The organism is Micromonospora sp. NPDC049662 (assembly GCF_040675055.1).
Lineage (GTDB): Bacteria > Actinomycetota > Actinomycetes > Mycobacteriales > Micromonosporaceae > Micromonospora.
In genome coordinates, this window is sequence record NZ_JBFAOC010000017.1 from 30,194 (window position 1) to 46,746 (window position 16,553).

Consider the following 16,553-nt stretch of genomic DNA (forward strand, 5'->3'; position numbering starts at 1 on the left):
GCGGGGTGTCCAGCAGGTGGCCGTTCCGGAAAAAACCACGCGCGTCGAGCGGTCGCGCTCACCATCGAGTGACCGCCTTGTTCGGTGGGTCGGCGTGCCTGCTCGGGTCGCCGATGTGCAGGTTGCAGGCGGGGCAGGCGGCCACGATGTACCGGGGGTCGTCCCCCGTGACGGCCTTGCCCAGTGTGTGGTGCGCGTGGCCCGCGTCTGGCCCGCTGAGTGGTGCGCGCTGCATGCATGCATGCACGCCTGGTACGCGTGCACACCACCCGTCAGCGTGGGCCCTGCACCGGTAGCCGTCGCGGTAGAGGACGGCAGCACGTAGGCGTCTCCACGCCCTGGTGCTGCCGCCCTGCCACGACCTGGTCATCGCCGCGCGCTGGCCATGTGGATCTGGACGAGCTGGAGCGCACGGGCCAGGTGCTTGCCGCAGAGCAGCACCTCGCCGTCCGGGTCGACGACCTCGCCCGTACACATCTCGTCGTTGCGGCGCCGGTAGCGGCAGCGCACCAGGCGGGCGGTCATCGCCGCCTCACCCCGCCGTAGACGAGGGCCATGGCCCCGAGGAACAGCAGCACGAACGAGAGGTTGTTGCCCAGCTCGATGGTGACGTTCACGCCGTGGCCTCGCCTCGGACAAGGCGCAGCCAGCAAGGCCGGTTGTCGCTGCCGTCGTTGTGGAAGTACCGGTCCGGGTCGGCGGCGTAGGTGGCCTCCAGGCCGCAGGCCGGGCAGGCAGCCTGCCGGGTGCGGGGCTTGCGCAGGATGCGCCAGCGCGGGCGGTCCTTCAGCTCCCAGTTGTTGAGGTACTCGATGATGGAGCTGTGGGTGCCGTCGTCCTCTACGACGGGGTAGACGCCGGTGTCTGCCAGGTCTCCTGCGTCTTTGGCGGCGTGGGTGACGACGACGGCGTGTCCGATGACGGGAAGGGTCCACCGGTCGTCTTCGCGGTCGACGAATTCGACCTCCCAGAGGTCAGGGTCGGCGGGGGCGAAGTTGAGGATGCTGCCTCGGTCGAGGTTCACGGTCGGTCCTTCCGGTTGGTCTTGGCCTGGTGTCGGCGTTGCAGCCCGATGGTTCGGGCGGTGTTGAGGTCTTGACGTTGCTGCCGGCGGCGGGTGCGTCTGCGCACCGTCTCGCTCACGGCGTCACGGAGCCGCTGCTCCCACTCGGCCCGCTCCTGCTCCGTCATCGGGAGGCCGGTTCGTCGAGGGGAACTGACCAGAGGTCATCGGTAGTGGCAGTGGCGTCCGTCCACCCTGCCACTACCGCCACTTTCGCCACTTCGCCACTTTCCGATGTGGCACTAGTGGCACCTCTCTCTCCATCATCATCAATATATGCATGTGTGTGACCAGGGGAAGTGGCAGAAGTGGCAGAAGTGGCAGGCGCAAGGGAGTACATGCCACGACTGGGCTGATCAAGCTCCCCGCGAGACACCATGCGGCGCAGCTCCTTGCGCAAAGTGGCATCCTGCACGTCAGGCAGCGACCGAATGATCTCCGCGAGCGCCACGGGGCGGTACTTCGCCTGGAGGAAGTTGACGATGGCCTGCCCGGTGTCGCCGAGTGGACGCTTCTTGGCCTTGATCCCGTTCAGGGCCTGCTCGGCGGTGCGCTGGCTCTCGCCGGTCCAGTGGAGCCGCCCAACGTGGGCATCCCCGTCCTCGGTCTCGACGATGGTGTCGCGGATCGCGTACGTCAGGTTGGGGTGGTCGGAGCGGCCCAGGTTGTTCTTGGCCTGGCTGAGGATCACGGTCCGCTCGGCGGCCTGGTCGTCCTCGTCCTCTGGGTCGTCCACCGCCACGGCGAGGGCGGCGCGGGCCACCTCCGCGAAGGCCCGCGATCCGGCGATCTTCGTCAGGACGTCGGTTCCCTGTCCCTTGTTGAAGTGGCACAGCATCACGACGGAGAGCCCGTACCGCTCGGCGTGCCGCCGCAGGGCCTCCAGCGCCGGCCGCACCTCCGGGGTGCGGTACGTGTCGATCCGGTCGTCCAGGAACGACAGGCCCGGGTCGAGCATCAGCACCGTTGCGCCAACCTCCGCGCCGGCCGCCAGGACCTCGCTGGTGTCCTGCGGCAGGGTCATCTTGGCGTGGCCGTGCTCCAGGTCTTCGACGTCGACGCGGTACACCAGGTCGAGGTTGGCGCCGGAGGCGATGAGTCGGGGGACGACGGTGTACGCCCAGGAGTCTTCGGCGGCGGCGTAGAGCACGGCGCGGGGCTCCCCGGCGAACTCCCCGGGCAGTTCCCCGCGGGTGATGGCGCGCGCCATCCACGCGAGGAACGTCGACTTGCCCGCGCCTTCGCGGCCCGCGACGAGCGTGATCTCGCCGACGGGTACGCGGCTGTCCCACAGCCAGCGGACCCGCTTGGGCTTGATCGCGGATGCCGATCGCAGCTTGACCACCCGGCTGGGCGGTGGGGGACGGTCGTCGTAACTCTCGTGACCGGCTACCTCGGCGACCGGGTCGACGAATCCGTTGGCGATAGCGCGGTCGGCGATCTGCGAGTCGGTGAGGGTCACGAGCGGCCACCCCGGTAGCGGCAGCGCCCCTCGCGGTGCTTCATGGTGAACGGGTCGCGGCACCCACAGGGCATCGGCGGGAGCCGGCGAGCGGCCTCGGTGCGCCGCTGGTTGGCCGCGTGGCCGTTCCAGCGCGGCTGCGCGCCCTGGGTGGCGTGTGTCTGCGCGGCCGGCCGCGCGGATGCGGCAGCGCGGGCCCGGGCGAGCGGGTTGTCGGCGCTCACGCGGCGTCGCCCATCCACGCGTCGGCGGCGCTGCGGCGCAGCTCGAACATGCCCTCCAGGGCGGGCTCGTCGCGCATGAGCTTGCGGGCGTAGAAGCTGCGGTAGTCGTTGTTCAGCGACGGCGTCTCGCCGGTCTGGAGGGACAGCTCCCAGCGCGCCCGCTCGAACAGCGCGGCGATGCCGAGCCGGTGCCGGCCGGTGCGCCGCTTCCACTCGAACGCGAGGGCCTTCAGGGTGGCGTACACCTCGGGGTGCGCCTCGTCGTACGTCTCGAACCGCTCGGCGAGGGTCGCCGGCTGCTCGTCCGTGGATCGGGGAACATCCGGTGTTGGTGAAGTGCGGTCCGCCGAAGAGATGTTCATGCCGCGCCGCCCTCGGCGATGAGGTCGGCGTCGATGAAGCCGGCGTCGGCCTCCTTCTCCAGCTCGTCGGCCTCTCGCCGGAGCCGGCGAGCGCGGGCGGACTTGAGGGCCAGCCGGGAGTAGAACGCGCTCCTTGCAGACTCGGCGCGGCGGGCTCGTTCCTGCGGAGGCAGCACCCCCTCGGGGTCCACCTCCCGCTCGAAGCGGTCGCGGAATGCCTGGCGGGCGGCGGCGGTGCTGGCCGCGCGGTCGGGGGTCTTCGCCCAACGTGTGTGGGCGGCGACGCGGGCGAGTAGTGCCCGCTCGGTGGGGTCGTGCGCTGGCACGGGTCAACCTCCGGGGTTGGCCCGCCCCGGTGGAGTTGGGTGCGACTCGCTGCAGACGGTCTTGGCCCCCGCAGGTGTTCTTCTGCGAAATGCGTTGTACCGTGTTGCACGGATGCACAACGCTCGCAACGCTGTGCATCTCGCTTGTCGCCTTGGCTCGCAACCTTGGCGGGAGTGGAACTACAGGAGTGAAAGCCCTGCGGCTTCGACGAGAACTATAACGTTGAGCTGCGGGGCTTTCGCATATCCGCGACGCGCCCACCGAGGGGCACAGCGTTTACGGGTGGGCAATGGTGAGCAACGGGGAGCAACGCACGTCAGCTGCATTCCACTGGCGATCCAGCCTGACCTGCGTTTTCGCAGGTCAAAGGCATTTCGGCCTCCCCGGAGCCATGTGATCCCCGTCACATTCCCGAGAGCTACAGCGTTAGCGCGTCGACGCGAGCCACTGCTGGGCCTCTCTGGGTCTGACTGAGCCTGACTGAGCTTGACTGCACTGGACTGCACTGGACTGCACACGCCACCCTCGATAACTTGTGTGACTTGCGCCACAGATTGCATGGACGCGCACGACGGCGTGTCGCGCTTACGGGAGAAGCCTAAGCCTTGTGCGGTCCCGGTTACGCACACGATGTTGTGCCGTGTTGGCGGTGCCGGCACAAGATATGCCCCCAGCGACCGCCGTCACAGACGATCCCCCAGCCCCATGCGACGGTGCGCCCCTCGCGCCCGCTCGACCGCAGTTGACCTGGCGTAGACGGAGAGCATCGCGTCGGAGCGCCACCCGGCGAGCTGCATCAGGTCGCGCTCCTGCCCGCCCTCGGCCAGCCAGCGGTGCGCGAACGTGTGCCGGAACGCGTGCGGGTGCAGGTCCGGGACGTCGGCGGCCTTGCCCAGAACCTCCAGGCGCCACCTCGCCCCGTCGGCGGACAGCGCCCCACGCTCGCCGAGCAGCAGCCGCTGGGTGCGCTTGGCGTACGGGTGGGCCGACCGGATGCGCAGGTACCGATCGATGGCCTGGCCGGTGCGGGCGCCGAACGGGACCACCCGGGGGCGGTTGCCCTTGCCGACGACGTAGACCATTTCCTGCTGGAGGTCGACGTGCTCGGGGTGCTCCAGGCCGATCAGTTCGGAGACGCGCAGCCCGCAGTCGGCGAGCAGCCGCACCAGCACCTCGTCGCGGCGTCCGTCGAAGATGCGCCGGTCGAACGTGCCGGCGCGACCGCGGGGCACCTGGCACGTCTTGATCAGCCGGGCCAGCTCGTCGTCGGTGAGCACGCGCACCGGCTTCTCCGTGCGGGCCGGCATCTCCACCCCTTCGGTCGGGGCCTTCTCCAGCTCGCCCTCGACGACCAGCCAGCGGCAGAACCGGCGCATGCCGCGCAGCCGGGTGCGGACCGTCTCGATGTCGACGCGGTCGGCGAGTTCCGCCAGCCAGGCGGACAGGGCGTGTCGGTTCAACTGGTCGAGTGTGGCCGGTCGACCCTGCGCGGCCAGCCAGTCACAGAAGAACCGGATCGACTGCCCGTAGAGGATCTGCGTCCGCTCGGCCTTGCCGGCGGCGCGCAGCGACCGGCGGAAGGACGCGGCCAGGTCGGCGATCTCGGGGGATGACGTCACGGGGGTAGATTATCCGGCGAGTCAACGTTATGCTACCCCGGTCCACGCTCGACAGATGGACGTTCTAGCTGGTAGACCGCCTCGCTCGGCTGGGCTGCACCCGCTTGGGTTCGCCGGGCATCTTCGGGTGGTCCGGCGGGTACGGCAGGTCGCCCTGGCCGGCGGCGGCGTCGCGGTCGGCCCACTCCAGCAGGGGCGTGATGTCCCACGGGGCGTCGTCGATGCCGGCGTGCGGGTCGCCGCGCTCGGCGAGCCGGGCCGGCACGGTCCGCAGGTCGAAGTCGTCCGGGTCGACGTCGGGCAGCTCGTCCCAGGTGACCGGAGTGGAGACGGTGGCCCGGGCGTTGGCGCGCAGCGAGTACGCGCAGGCGATCGTCCGGTCCCGGGCCATCTGGTTGTAGTCGACGAAGACCCGACTGCCGCGCTCCTCCTTCCACCAGGCGGTGGTCACCAGGTCGGGGTTGCGGCGTTCGACCTCACGGGCCAGGGCGATGGTGGCGCGACGGACCTCGGTGAACGTCCAGCGGGGTTGGATGCGCAGGTAGACGTGAACGCCGCGCCCGCCGGAGGTCTTCGGCCAGCCGATCGCGCCCAGCTCGTCGAGGACAGCGCGCACCTCGGCGGCGGCCCGGCCGGCGTCGGCGAAGTCGGTGCCGGGCTGCGGGTCGAGGTCGATGCGCAGTTCGTCGGGGCGGTCGGTGTCGGCGGCGCGCACCGGCCACGGGTGGAACACGATCGTGCCCATCTGCGCCGCCCAGGCCACGTGGGCCAGGTCGGCCGGGCACAGCTCGGCCGCGCCGCGACCGCTCGGAAAGGTGATGTCGGCGGTGGTGATCCAGGGCGGCACGCCCCGGGTGGGCACCCGCTTCTGGAAGAACGCCTCACCCTCGACGCCCTCGGGGAAGCGTTGCAGCGTGGTGGGCCGGTCCCGCAGGGCGCGCATGATCCCGTCGCCGACGGCGAGGTAGTAGTGGAAGACGTCCGCCTTGGTGAAGCCCCGCTGGGGGAAGATCACCCGGTCGGGGCTGCTGAGTCGTACGGTGTGCCCGGCCACCTCGACCTCGGCGACTGCCTTGGTGCCACCCATCCCGCGACCTTATGCCACGCCCCCGACGTTCGACGTACCGTTGACGGGTGAGTCTTGACGACAACAACCTGCCCAAGACCGAGGACGAGTGGCGCGTCCGCCTGACCCCGGAGGAGTTCCACGTCCTGCGGGAGCACGGAACGGAACGTCCGTGGACCGGCGAGTACGTGGACACCAAGACGTCGGGCGTCTACCACTGCCGGGCCTGCGGTCTGGAACTCTTCTCCAGTGACACGAAGTTCGACTCGCACTGCGGGTGGCCGAGCTTCGACGACGCCATCCCGGGCCGGGTCAAGGAGATCGAGGATCGCAGCCTCGGCATGGCCCGTACGGAGATCCGCTGCGCCCGCTGCGACAGTCACCTCGGGCACGTGTTCCACGGCGAGGGTTTCACGCCGAAGGACACCCGGCACTGCGTCAACTCGATCTCGGTGCGCCTGGAACCCCGCTGACCTGATCGTCGTACCCGCTGAGCAGCTGGACCTCGGCGGACCGGGACTGTTCGATCCGCCGGGCCAGGTCGCGGACCCGCTCGTCGCGGCCGACGCCGACCTGGGCCCGGGCCAGGTCGGCGGCGGCTCGCTGGTGGTCGGCGAGGACCTCGCGCAGCACCCGGTCGACGTCGGCGTCCGACGCGGCCCGCAGCCGGTCGAGCGCCGCGTCGTCGCCGTGCCCGGCGTGGTCGTGCCCGGCGGCGGCGCTGACGCCCGGTCCGGTTGTCGGCAGCCAGCCGCGCATGGTCGACAGCTCGTCGGCCTCGGTCACCTCGATGGCGGCGGCCAGTGTCTTCAGCGCGTCGTCGCGTAGCCGGTCCCGGGCGAGCCGGACGATCTGGAGGGTGCGCTCGCTGTGCCCGGCCATCGTGCTCAGGAACACCACGTCGATGCCGCTCAGCTCGGCGGCGGCCGGCGCGGAGTCGGCCACCACCGGGGACGCGGGAGCCGGCGGGCGCGGGGACGGCCCGGCACAGCCGGCGAGCAGCGACGCGGCGACCAACCACGCCAGGTGGGTTGCGCGGGGCATGCCGGGGCTCCGATCGGGTGGGGGTGGCGACGCGGGTGCGGCCGGGACCGCACCCGCGCGGTCAGACCTGTTGCCAGAGCGCCGGTACGTTCGGCGGCTCCCAGCCGGCGATCGCGGTGTGCGCCTGCCGGCAGCGGTACGTCCGGCCGCCGTAGGTGACCTGGTCGCCGACCTGGTAAGCCCGGCCGGCCGTCCAACTGCCGCCCGCCGGGGGCGGGGTCGTCGGCGCGGCGGTGGGGCTGGTCGTCGGTCGCGGCGTGGGTGAGGTGGTCGGCGTCGGGGTGGGGGTCGACCCGCCGCCACCGATCTGCACGTCGATGCAGGAGTAGAAGGCGTTCGCGGTGTCGGAGATGTTCCACACGGCGAGGATCTTCTGCCGCCCGGAGAAACCGCCCAGGTTGACGGTGTGCGAGACCGTCGCGCCGGGCTGCTGCCCGTTGCCGTTGACCACGCCGACGCGGGTGTTGCCGATCCAGTACTCCCAGTTGCTGGTGGCGTGCCGGGCCGTGTTGAACCAGGTGAAGGTCAGCGAGTTACCGACCGACGTGGCCGGCCAGCCCCGGCTGTCGTCGTTGAGGACGGCGAACTGGGTGATGCCGGCGTTGCAGCTCTTGAGGCCCTTGGGCCCTTCGACGCTCTGCGGCTCGTACTTGATCTGCCCGCAGTCGGGCACCTTGCCCTGCGCGCAGAGCGCCTGCCGGCTGGGCGGGGCGGAGACGTAGCCGTGCGCCTGGGCGGGCGCGGCGACGGTGAGGGTGGCGGCGACAGCGCCCGCCGCCACCAGCGGGACGGTGATTCTTCGGCGCATGGGGGCAGCTCCTTCGGCAGGTGCGGTGAGGTGCCCCCAAGGTAATTTAAACTTTATTAACAGTAAAGAGCATCATCGATAAATACATCGATGGTGACGAGTTGACCTCTCACAGTCGCAGCAGGCTGCCGTTGTCGTCGACGCCGTCGGCGCTCTCGTCGTCGAGCCAGACGCCGCCGGTGGCGAGGTAGCGGAAGCGGTACTCCCCCGGACCGAGCTTCACGGTCACCGTGCGGGTGCCGTCGCGCCGGGCCACCAGCTCGTGCCGACCGGGCTCCCAGCCGTTGAACGAGCCCACGACGCTCACCGGACCGGGTGGCGCGTCTCGCGGGAGGCAGAAGGTCACCCGGGTCTGGCTGCCGAAGAGCTTGTTGCGCTTGATCATGGTGATCCTCCGGGGGTCACGGCGGTTCACCTGGCCTAACGCAGGACACGCCGACGCCGACACGCCGTCCGGCGAGGCCGGCTGGCGGTAATTCGCCCGTCGCCGCCCCACCCTGAGGCAGTGTGGTAACACATGTCCTGATACGGGGGGGTTCCTGTGGCAACGTGCGAGGTCTGCGGCAACGACTACTGGATGGCGTTCGAGGTGCACACCGTCAGCGGTGACGTGCACACCTTCGACTCCTTCGAGTGCGCGATCCACCGCATGGCGCCCATCTGCGAACACTGCCAGGTCAAGATCGTCGGACACGGCGTCGAGGTCAACGGGCGATTCTTCTGCTGCGGGCACTGCGCCCGAGCGGTCGAGGGCGCCGAGGGCGCCGAGATCCGCGACGCCGTCGGCGCGCGCCCGGCCTGACCGGGTCGGCCTGATCGGGTCGGCCCGGCCGTGGGCCAACCGGACCGCCAAGCTGGGGTACGGTCGTCGCCATGCGGCCATTCCTGGGCGTCCTGCCCCCGCCGCGCTCCTGAGCGGAGCGCCGCGCCTCTCGCCGACCGGGTGACCTGACCCCGCTCGGCCACTCTGTCGTATGCGCTCCGTCGACGTCGTCCCGTCAACGGCTCACCCTTCGGAGCGCTCCCGTGTCCACCACCCGTACTCCGTTGCCGGCCGCCTCGGCCGCCCGCAGCGGCCTGATCCAGATCACCGTCACCGGCGTGCTGTGGGGCACCACCGGCGTGGCGGTGCAACTCCTGCGCGAGGGCACCGGGCTCAGCCCGGTGAGCATCGGCTTCCACCGCCTCGCCATCGCCGCGTTGGTGCTGCTGGCGTGCGCCGCCGGCCGGCTCCGCACGATCGCGGCCACCCTGCGCGCCGCACCCGTACCGCTGCTGCTCACCGGCGTCGGCCTCGGCGTCTACCAGGCGCTCTACTTCGCCGCCGTGGCGCTGGCCGGAGTCAGCGTGGCCACCATCGTCAGTCTGGGCCTGGTCCCGGTGCTCGCCGCGGCCTGGGAGTCGGCGCGCGCCCGTCGGCTCCCCGGGCCGCTGCGACTCGGCACGCTCGTCGCGGCGGTGGCCGGCCTCGTCCTGATCACCGCCGCCACCGAGCAGCCCGGCACGGCGGCGCCCGCCCCGCTGCTCGGCCTGCTCGCGGCGGCCGGCTCCGGCCTCGGGTACGCGGTGACCACCCTGATCAGCCGCCAGGTGTCGCAGCGCACCGCGCCGATGACACTCACCACCATCTCCACCGTGGTCGGTGCGCTGACCCTGGCGCCGTTCGCCCTGGCCGCCGGGGTCAGCGTGCCGGTACGCCTCGACACCGTGGCACTGCTGCTGCACCTCGGCGTGGTCACCACCGCGGTTGCGTACGCGTTGTTCTACGCCGGGCTGCGCACCACGCCGGGCAGCGTCGCGGCCGTGCTGACCCTGCTCGAACCGCTCACCGCCGCCGCCCTGTCGGTGGCGCTGCTGCACGAACCGCTCCCCCGGCCGGTGATCGTCGGCGGTGTTCTGCTGCTCACCGCCGTGGCCGCCACCTACCTCGCACCCGAGCGCGCGAACATCGGGTGAACCAGCCCGACCTACCATCGGTGGATGCCCCAGCAGACCACCGAGATCCGAACCGCGCTCTTCGCCGACCTGGACGCCCGCACCCTTCACGACCTGCTCAAGCTGCGCATCGATGTGTTCGTGGTGGAGCAGAACTGCCCGTACCCGGAACTCGACGGGCGTGACGTCGAGCCGGGCACCCGACACGTCTGGCTGACCGACGGCGACGCTCTGATGGCGTACCTGCGGATCCTGGCCGACCCGGACGGCGTCGCCCGGATCGGCCGGGTGGTGGTGGCCCCGGCGGCCCGTGGTGGCGGGCACGCCGGCCGGCTGATGGCGGCGGCGCTCGACCTGGTCGGCGACCAGCCATGCGTGCTGGAGGCCCAGTCGCACCTGGTCGCGTTCTACGCCCGACACGGCTTCACGGTCAGCGGCCCGGAGTACGTCGAGGACGGCATCCCGCACACCCCGATGCGCCGAGACGCGCGACCGGCAGCCATTGACGTCTGACGATCAACCTGGCATCGTGCCGGATAGAGCCATCGCGGGAGCCAGCGAGTAGGCACGGGAGCGGGCAACTCCCGGCAGTCCGGGTGTCGTCGTCCGACCTCATCCCCCCGGGGGCTCCATGTCCACAATCGCCCGAACACCACGCGTGCTCCGGCCGCTCGCCATCGCGGCAGCCGCCACGCTCCTGCTGACCACGGCGCTGAGCGTCTCGCTGGTCCCATCCGCCTCCGCGCACGGCTCGGTCGTCGACCCACCCTCGCGTAACTACAGCTGCTGGCAGCGCTGGGGTGGTGACTTCCAGAACCCGCGCATGGCCACCGAGGACCCGATGTGCTGGCAGGCCTGGCAGGCCGACCCGCAGGCCATGTGGAACTGGAACGGCCTGTTCCGGGAGGGTGTGGCCGGCAACCACCAGGGCGCGATCCCGAACGGCCAACTGTGCAGCGGCGGACGGACCCAGAACGGCCGCTACAACGCCATGGACACGGTCGGCGCCTGGAAGACCACCTCGGTGGCGAACAACTTCCGGCTGCGCTTCTTCGATCAGGCCAGCCACGGCGCCGACTACATCCGGGTGTACGTGACGAAGCAGGGCTTCAACTCGGCCACCCAGCCGCTGGGCTGGAACGACCTGGAGTTGGCCGGCCAGATCGGCAACACCCCGGCGTCGCAGTGGGACAAGGACACCGGCGGCGTCTCCATCCAGATCCCGGTGAGCGCACCGGGACGGACCGGGCGGCACATCGTCTACACCATCTGGCAGGCGAGCCACCTGGACCAGTCGTACTACCTGTGCAGTGACGTGGACTTCGGTGGCGGCACCAGCACCCCGCCGCCCACCACGCCCCCGCCGACGACTCCGCCGCCCACCACGCCCCCGCCGACGACGCCGCCGCCCACCACTCCCCCGCCGACGACTCCCCCGCCGAGCACCCCGCCGCCGGCCGGGGCCTGCACGGCGACGTACCAGATCACCGGGCAGTGGTCCGGCGGCTTCCAGGCCGAGGTGAAGGTCACCGCCGGTGGCTCACCCACCAAGGGCTGGTCGGTGAGCTGGAACTACAACAACGGCCAGCAGGTCGCCTCGTCGTGGAGCGCCACCGTCACCACGAACGGCACGCTGGTCACCGCGCGCAACGTCAACTACAACGGCACGCTGGCTGCCGGAGCGAGTACGACATTCGGTCTGCTCGGCTCGTGGAACGGCAGCAACCCGGTTCCGCTGGTCTCCTGCACGGCGACCAGTTGATCCCCGTCCGGTGCCGCACCCGGGCGGGGGCGCGGCGCCGGACGGCGGGAATGCGATGGTGCCCGGCGATCCGTCCGGGCACCATCTCCGCATGATCGACATCTTGGTGCTCACCCCCGACGACTGGCCCACCTGGCGGGAGCTACGGCTGGCCGCCCTCGCCGAGGCGCCGGACGCGTTCGGCTCACGGCTCGCCGACTGGCAGGGTGACGGCGATCGCGAGCAGCGCTGGCGCGACCGGTTGAGCATCCCCGGCTCACTCAACCTGGTGGCCGCCCTGGCCGGGCGTCCGGTCGGGATGTCGAGCGGCGTACCCACGTCGGACCCGCTGACGCTGGACCTGATCTCGATGTGGGTGCATCCCGACGCTCGCGGCAGCGGTGTCGGCGACCGCCTGGTGAACGAGGTGGCGCACTGGGCCCAGAAGCGCGGCGCGGAGCGGCTACGGCTCTGCGTCAGGGTGGACAACGCGCGCGCCAAGTCCCTCTACCACCGCGCCGGCTTCCGCTTGACCGACGAGCCGGGTGACCTCATGCCCGACGGCATACGCCGAGAACAGATCATGCTCCGCCCCCTCCGCCCCACCCCCTCGCACTAACCAACACCCCCCGCCACCCCGCGCCGCGGTCACCCCCCGTCCCGCCGCGTCGATCATGGAGTTGTGGTGGTCGACAAAGCACCCACGGGCGGGCAAACCAGGCACCACGACCCCATGATCGACGAGATCGGGCAGCCGGTGCGGCGATCTTGCACTTTCGGTTGCCAGATCGCGGCCTATGCCCCTTTCGTCGCGACAGAAAGTGCAAGATCGCGGGGCAGGGCGTGGGCGGGGCAGGGAAGGCCGGGCGGGGCAGGGCAGAAGGGGCAAGATCGCGAGGGCGGAGGGCGGGGGCTGGGCTGGGCGCGCGCCCGGGCGGGGGTGAGAGCTGCGGGCGGCGAGGGTCAGACCAGGCAGTTGACGATCTCGGCGACCGAGCGGCGGCGGCCCGTGTAGAACGGGACCTCCTCGCGGACGTGCCGGCGGGCCCCAGAGGCGCGCAGGTCCCGCATCAGGTCGACGATCCGGTGCAGCTCGTCGGCCTCGAACGCGAGCATCCACTCGTAGTCGCCCAGCGCGAACGAGGCGACCGTGTTGGCGCGTACGTCCGGGTAGCCGCGTGCCATCTTCCCGTGCTCGGCCAGCAGCTCACGCCGCTCGGCGTCGGGCAGCAGGTACCACTCGTACGAGCGCACGAACGGGTAGACGCACAGGTAGGGGCGGGCCTCCTCGCCGGCCAGGAACGCCGGGATGTGGCTCTTGTTGAACTCGGCCGGCCGGTGCAGCGCCATCTGCGACCACACCGGGGTCAGCGCCCGGCCCAGCGTCGTGCGCCGGAACCGCAGGTACGCGTCCTGGAGGGCGTCGCTCGACGCCGAGTGCCACCAGATCATCACGTCCGCGTCGGCGCGCAGGCCGGCCACGTCGTACACGCCCCGGATCACCACGTCCTTGCCGGCCAGCTCGTCGAAGAGGGACTCGACCTCACCGGTGACGTTGTCCCGCAGCGACGGCAGCGGTCCGCTGGCCCGGAACACCGACCACATCGTGTAGCGGATGCTGTCGTTCAGCTCGCGTAGCCGGGCCGCGTTGGTCTGCTCGCTCATCTCGCCGATCCTCCCAGTGCTGTGATGATCTCGTCGGCCGCCGTCTCGCCGGAGCGGACGCAGACCGGTATGCCGACACCGTCGTAGCCGGCGCCGGCGAGGACCAGGGTGGGGTGCGCGGCCCGCAGCGCCGTCCGCGCGGCGGCAACCCGGTCGGCGTGCCCCGGGGTGTACTGCGGCAGCGCGCCGCCCCACCGCTGCACGTGCCCGTCGACCGGGGCGGGCAGCGGGGTGTCGAGCACGGCCGACAGCTCCCGGTGCACCGTCGCGGCCAGGTCGGCGTCCGGGCGCTGGAGCTGCGCCTCCTCGCCGTAGCGGCCCACCGAGGCGCGCACCAGCGCCAGCCCGTCCGGCCGCCGCAGGTGCCCCCACTTCGTGGTGAAGAACGTCGCCGCCTTGATCAGCAGCCCCTCGGTGCTCGGCACCAGGAAGCCGGACAGCTCGGGCAGCGGCGGCTGCGGCAGCGCCAGGGTGACCAGCGCGACGCTCGCGTAGTCCAGCTCGCCGACGACCGACGCGGCCTGCGGGGCCGGGCCGGCGAGCAGGCGGGCCGCCGGCCGGGCCGGCACCGCCAGCACCACGGCGTCCACGTCGACGCTCTGCGGATCGCGGGTCGGGCCGACGGTGAGCCGCCAGCCACTGTCGGTCCGGGTCACCTCGCGCACGGCGGCGTCCCGTCGGATCGTCGCGCCGCTGGCCGTCACCGCCGCCTCGATGAGGGTGCCCAGCCCGCCGGCCAGGGTGCCGAAGACCGGGGCGCCGGGTGCGCGCGGGGCGGCGGCCTGCGCGGCCCGGACCGCGCCGACCAGGGTGTGCTCCACCCGCGCCGCGCGGGCCAGCGCCGGCATCGTGGTGACCAGGGACAGGTCGTCGGCGCGGCCCGCGTACACGCCGCCGAGCATCGGGTCGACCAGCCGGTCGACCACCTCGTCACCGAAGCGGGAGCGGACCAGCGCGCCCACCGAGACGTCCGCGTCGGGCCCGACCAGCGGCCGACCGCCGTCGAGGTCGGCGTCCGCCGCCGGCCGGGCGACCGCCGCCACCCGATCCAGATCCCCGGGTACGCCCACCAGCGTCCCGCCCGGGATGGGGCGCAGCCCCCCGTCGACCACCAACGCGGCCTGCCCGACGGTGGGGTGCACGATCTTCTCGGCAAGCCCGAGCCGGCGGGCCAGCGCCACCGCCGCGCTCTCGGCCCCGGTGGGGTCGCGCATCAGGAACGACTCGGCGCCGAACTCCACCGGTCCACCGGCCAGCGTGCCGGTGCGCAGCTTGCCACCGAGCGCGCCGGACTGCTCGTACACGGTGATCTCGGCGCCCTCCGGCGCGCGGTCGCGCAAGCGGACCGCGGCGGCCAACCCGGCGATCCCGCCGCCGACCACCGCCACCCGCCAGGGCTGCCGCATCGCCTTCTCAGCCCTGGTCGGCCCGGCGGCTGGACACCTCGTGCACCAGCGCGACCACCCGGGTCAACACGTCCGGGTCGACCTCCGGCAGCACACCGTGGCCGAGGTTGAACACGTGCCCGGGGGCGGCCCGGCCCTGCTCGACGATGCGGCGTACCTCGGCCTCGACCACCGGCCACGGCGCGAGCAGCACGGCCGGGTCCAGGTTGCCCTGCACCGCCCGGTCCGGCCCGATCCGGCCGGTGGCCACATCCAGTGGCGTACGCCAGTCGACGCCGACCACGTCCGCGCCGGCCTCACCCATCGCGCCCAGCAGCTCGGCGGTGCCCACCCCGAAGTGGATGCGCGGCACACCGGCGTCCGCCAACCCGCTGAGCACCTCCGTCGAGTGCGGCAGCACGTAACGGCGGTAGTCGGCCTCGGAGAGCGCGCCGGCCCACGAGTCGAAGAGCTGTACGGCGGACACCCCGGCCTCGATCTGCACCCGCAGGAAGGCCAGGGTCACCTCGGCCAGCCGGGCGCAGAGCGCGTGCCACAGCTCGGGGTCGCCGTACATCAGGGCCTTGGTCTTGGCGTGGGTCCGCGACGGGCCACCCTCGACGAGGTAGCTGGCCAGCGTGAACGGTGCCCCGGCGAAGCCGATCAGCGGGGTGTCGCCCAGCTCGACCACGAGCTGCCGGACGGCCTCGTCCACGTACGGGACGTCGTCGCGGCTGATCGGGCGGATCCGCTCGACGTCGCCGGCGGTACGGATCGGCTCGGCGACCACCGGGCCGGTGCCCGGCACGATGTCCAGGTCGATCCCGGCCGCGGCGACGGGCACCACGATGTCGCTGAACAGGATGGCCGCGTCCACCCCGTGCCGGCGCACCGGCTGGAGGGTGATCTCGGTGACCAGCTCCGGGCGGCGGCACGACTCCAGCATCGGCACGTTGGCCCGGATCTCCCGGTACTCCGGAAGGGAGCGTCCCGCCTGGCGCATGAACCAGACCGGGGTGTGCGGGCCGGGCCGACGCCGGCACGCCCGGACGAAGGGCGAGTCGGCCGGGCCGCCGGGGCGCGGGTGTCCGTCTCGGGCGGCAGTGCCCGTGGTATCCGTGGTCATCGCCGCAATCGTGCCACGCCGCCCACCTCGGACCGGGTGGGGGTGAGAGGAAGGGCACGTTCCACACCCGGACGCCTCTCGCGAGTGTCGGCGCGCCGTCGAAGCGGGCGACCACACGGCGGCATAGGCTGCCGACATGGCCCCCCCGATCGCGCTCCCGGAGACCTTCGCCCGCGCGGTCGCCGGGCTCCGGTCGCCGGCGCCCCGGCCGGAGATCACCCTGGAGGAGGTCGGCGCGCCCCAACGACTCGCGCCGTACACGTTCGCGCTCTCCGCGACGGTGCTGCGCGACGGCGACGAGGTGGCCACCGGGCGGCTGATCCTGCTGCACGATCCCGCCGGGCACGAGGCGTGGCAGGGCACCCTGCGGTTGGTCACCTATGTGACGGCCGAGTTGGAGGTCGACCTCGCCGCCGACCCGCTGCTACCCGGGGTCGGCTGGACGTGGCTGACCGACGCCCTCGACACGCAGGACGCCCGTCACCGCGCGATCGGCGGAACGGTCACCCAGACCATGTCGACCCGGTTCGGTGACCTGGCCGGCCCACCGACGGCCGGCGACATCGAGATCCGCGCCTCCTGGACACCCGTCGACGACAACCTGGCCCCCCACCTGCTCGGGTGGTGCACCCTGCTCGCCTCTACGGCCGGTCTGCCCCCGCCCGGGGTCACCGCGCTCGCCGACCGCCGCCCGGCCGCCACCGCCTGAGGGCGGGGGTGGCGGCG

Annotated in this window: 22 protein-coding genes; 7 read left to right on the forward strand and 15 right to left on the reverse strand. The window is 72.0% G+C overall.

Annotated features, from left to right (window positions below; genetic code table 11):
* Window positions 1-366: 366 nt before the first annotated feature.
* The 9 genes from AB0J36_RS15575 to ligD form a co-directional block, all read right to left on the reverse strand.
* A complete protein-coding gene (locus tag AB0J36_RS15575) occupies window positions 367-525 on the reverse strand; it encodes a hypothetical protein (RefSeq protein ID WP_363660782.1) in 159 nt (52 codons plus the stop codon).
* 88 nt (window positions 526-613) lie between these two features.
* Window positions 614-1,024, reverse strand: a complete 411-nt coding sequence (locus tag AB0J36_RS15580; RefSeq protein ID WP_363660783.1) for a hypothetical protein — start codon at window positions 1,022-1,024, stop codon at window positions 614-616.
* Entirely contained in the window at window positions 1,021-1,191 is a 171-nt protein-coding gene (locus AB0J36_RS15585) for a hypothetical protein (protein WP_363660784.1), read from the reverse strand. Before AB0J36_RS15585 ends, AB0J36_RS15580 begins: the two co-directional genes overlap by 4 nt.
* Window positions 1,188-2,408 carry an AAA family ATPase gene (locus AB0J36_RS15590; RefSeq protein ID WP_363660785.1) on the reverse strand — a complete coding sequence of 407 codons (1,221 nt, stop codon included), beginning with the start codon at window positions 2,406-2,408 and terminating at the stop codon, window positions 1,188-1,190. The genes AB0J36_RS15585 and AB0J36_RS15590 overlap by 4 nt, the downstream gene beginning before the upstream one ends.
* A gap of 113 nt (window positions 2,409-2,521) precedes the next feature.
* Window positions 2,522-2,749, reverse strand: coding sequence for a hypothetical protein (locus AB0J36_RS15595; protein ID WP_363660786.1), 228 nt, complete (start codon window positions 2,747-2,749; stop codon window positions 2,522-2,524).
* A complete protein-coding gene (locus tag AB0J36_RS15600; RefSeq protein WP_363660787.1) occupies window positions 2,746-3,111 on the reverse strand; it encodes a hypothetical protein in 366 nt (121 codons plus the stop codon). Before AB0J36_RS15600 ends, AB0J36_RS15595 begins: the two co-directional genes overlap by 4 nt.
* A complete protein-coding gene (locus AB0J36_RS15605) occupies window positions 3,108-3,437 on the reverse strand; it encodes a hypothetical protein (RefSeq protein ID WP_363660788.1) in 330 nt (109 codons plus the stop codon). Before AB0J36_RS15605 ends, AB0J36_RS15600 begins: the two co-directional genes overlap by 4 nt.
* 684 nt (window positions 3,438-4,121) lie before the next feature.
* A complete protein-coding gene (locus tag AB0J36_RS15610; RefSeq protein ID WP_363660789.1) occupies window positions 4,122-5,057 on the reverse strand; it encodes a tyrosine-type recombinase/integrase in 936 nt (311 codons plus the stop codon).
* A 64-nt stretch (window positions 5,058-5,121) separates the two neighbouring features.
* Window positions 5,122-6,144 carry a non-homologous end-joining DNA ligase gene (gene ligD, locus AB0J36_RS15615; protein WP_363660790.1) on the reverse strand — a complete coding sequence of 341 codons (1,023 nt, stop codon included), beginning with the start codon at window positions 6,142-6,144 and terminating at the stop codon, window positions 5,122-5,124.
* Window positions 6,145-6,191: 47 nt separating this feature from the next.
* On the opposite strand from ligD, the gene msrB reads away from it, so the two are divergent.
* Window positions 6,192-6,596 carry a peptide-methionine (R)-S-oxide reductase MsrB gene (msrB, locus tag AB0J36_RS15620; RefSeq protein ID WP_355051724.1) on the forward strand — a complete coding sequence of 135 codons (405 nt, stop codon included), beginning with the start codon at window positions 6,192-6,194 and terminating at the stop codon, window positions 6,594-6,596.
* On the opposite strand, the gene AB0J36_RS15625 is transcribed toward msrB, so the two are convergent.
* The 3 genes from AB0J36_RS15625 to AB0J36_RS15635 form a co-directional block, all read right to left on the reverse strand.
* Window positions 6,562-7,167 (reverse strand): DUF305 domain-containing protein, encoded by a 606-nt coding sequence (locus AB0J36_RS15625; RefSeq protein WP_363660791.1) that lies wholly within the window; start codon window positions 7,165-7,167, stop codon window positions 6,562-6,564. The genes msrB and AB0J36_RS15625 overlap by 35 nt on opposite strands.
* Before the next feature lie 61 nt (window positions 7,168-7,228).
* Window positions 7,229-7,975 carry a lytic polysaccharide monooxygenase gene (locus AB0J36_RS15630; protein ID WP_363660792.1) on the reverse strand — a complete coding sequence of 249 codons (747 nt, stop codon included), beginning with the start codon at window positions 7,973-7,975 and terminating at the stop codon, window positions 7,229-7,231.
* 109 nt (window positions 7,976-8,084) lie between these two features.
* Window positions 8,085-8,360, reverse strand: coding sequence for an isoamylase early set domain-containing protein (locus AB0J36_RS15635; RefSeq protein WP_357122810.1), 276 nt, complete (start codon window positions 8,358-8,360; stop codon window positions 8,085-8,087).
* Between the two features lie 156 nt (window positions 8,361-8,516).
* On the opposite strand from AB0J36_RS15635, the gene AB0J36_RS15640 reads away from it, so the two are divergent.
* The 5 genes from AB0J36_RS15640 (at window position 8,517) to AB0J36_RS15660 (ending at window position 12,270) form a co-directional block, all read left to right on the forward strand.
* Window positions 8,517-8,777, forward strand: coding sequence for a Prokaryotic metallothionein (locus AB0J36_RS15640; protein ID WP_355051720.1), 261 nt, complete (start codon window positions 8,517-8,519; stop codon window positions 8,775-8,777).
* 224 nt (window positions 8,778-9,001) lie between these two features.
* Window positions 9,002-9,931 (forward strand): DMT family transporter, encoded by a 930-nt coding sequence (locus AB0J36_RS15645; RefSeq protein ID WP_363660793.1) that lies wholly within the window; start codon window positions 9,002-9,004, stop codon window positions 9,929-9,931.
* Between the two features lie 24 nt (window positions 9,932-9,955).
* Window positions 9,956-10,423, forward strand: coding sequence for a GNAT family N-acetyltransferase (locus tag AB0J36_RS15650; protein WP_357122804.1), 468 nt, complete (start codon window positions 9,956-9,958; stop codon window positions 10,421-10,423).
* Window positions 10,424-10,541: 118 nt separating this feature from the next.
* A complete protein-coding gene (locus tag AB0J36_RS15655; RefSeq protein WP_357122801.1) occupies window positions 10,542-11,672 on the forward strand; it encodes a lytic polysaccharide monooxygenase in 1,131 nt (376 codons plus the stop codon).
* Window positions 11,673-11,763: 91 nt separating this feature from the next.
* Complete coding sequence (locus tag AB0J36_RS15660; protein ID WP_363660794.1) at window positions 11,764-12,270, forward strand: GNAT family N-acetyltransferase; 507 nt, start codon at window positions 11,764-11,766, stop codon at window positions 12,268-12,270.
* Window positions 12,271-12,614: 344 nt separating this feature from the next.
* Here the strand turns inward: AB0J36_RS15660 and hemQ are convergent, their stop codons facing one another.
* Genes hemQ through hemE form a run of 3 tightly spaced genes read right to left on the reverse strand, consistent with a single transcriptional unit; the run spans window position 12,615 to window position 15,827 of the window.
* A complete protein-coding gene (gene hemQ, locus AB0J36_RS15665; RefSeq protein WP_357393570.1) occupies window positions 12,615-13,316 on the reverse strand; it encodes a hydrogen peroxide-dependent heme synthase in 702 nt (233 codons plus the stop codon).
* Window positions 13,313-14,722 (reverse strand): protoporphyrinogen oxidase, encoded by a 1,410-nt coding sequence (gene hemG / locus AB0J36_RS15670; protein WP_357122792.1) that lies wholly within the window; start codon window positions 14,720-14,722, stop codon window positions 13,313-13,315. The genes hemQ and hemG overlap by 4 nt, the downstream gene beginning before the upstream one ends.
* A gap of 7 nt (window positions 14,723-14,729) precedes the next feature.
* On the reverse strand, window positions 14,730-15,827 hold the full coding sequence (gene hemE, locus AB0J36_RS15675; protein WP_357122789.1) for a uroporphyrinogen decarboxylase: 1,098 nt from the start codon (window positions 15,825-15,827) through the stop codon (window positions 14,730-14,732).
* 136 nt (window positions 15,828-15,963) lie between these two features.
* On the opposite strand from hemE, the gene AB0J36_RS15680 reads away from it, so the two are divergent.
* A complete protein-coding gene (locus tag AB0J36_RS15680; RefSeq protein ID WP_357122786.1) occupies window positions 15,964-16,536 on the forward strand; it encodes a DUF3000 domain-containing protein in 573 nt (190 codons plus the stop codon).
* The last annotated feature ends 17 nt before the right edge of the window (window positions 16,537-16,553 follow it).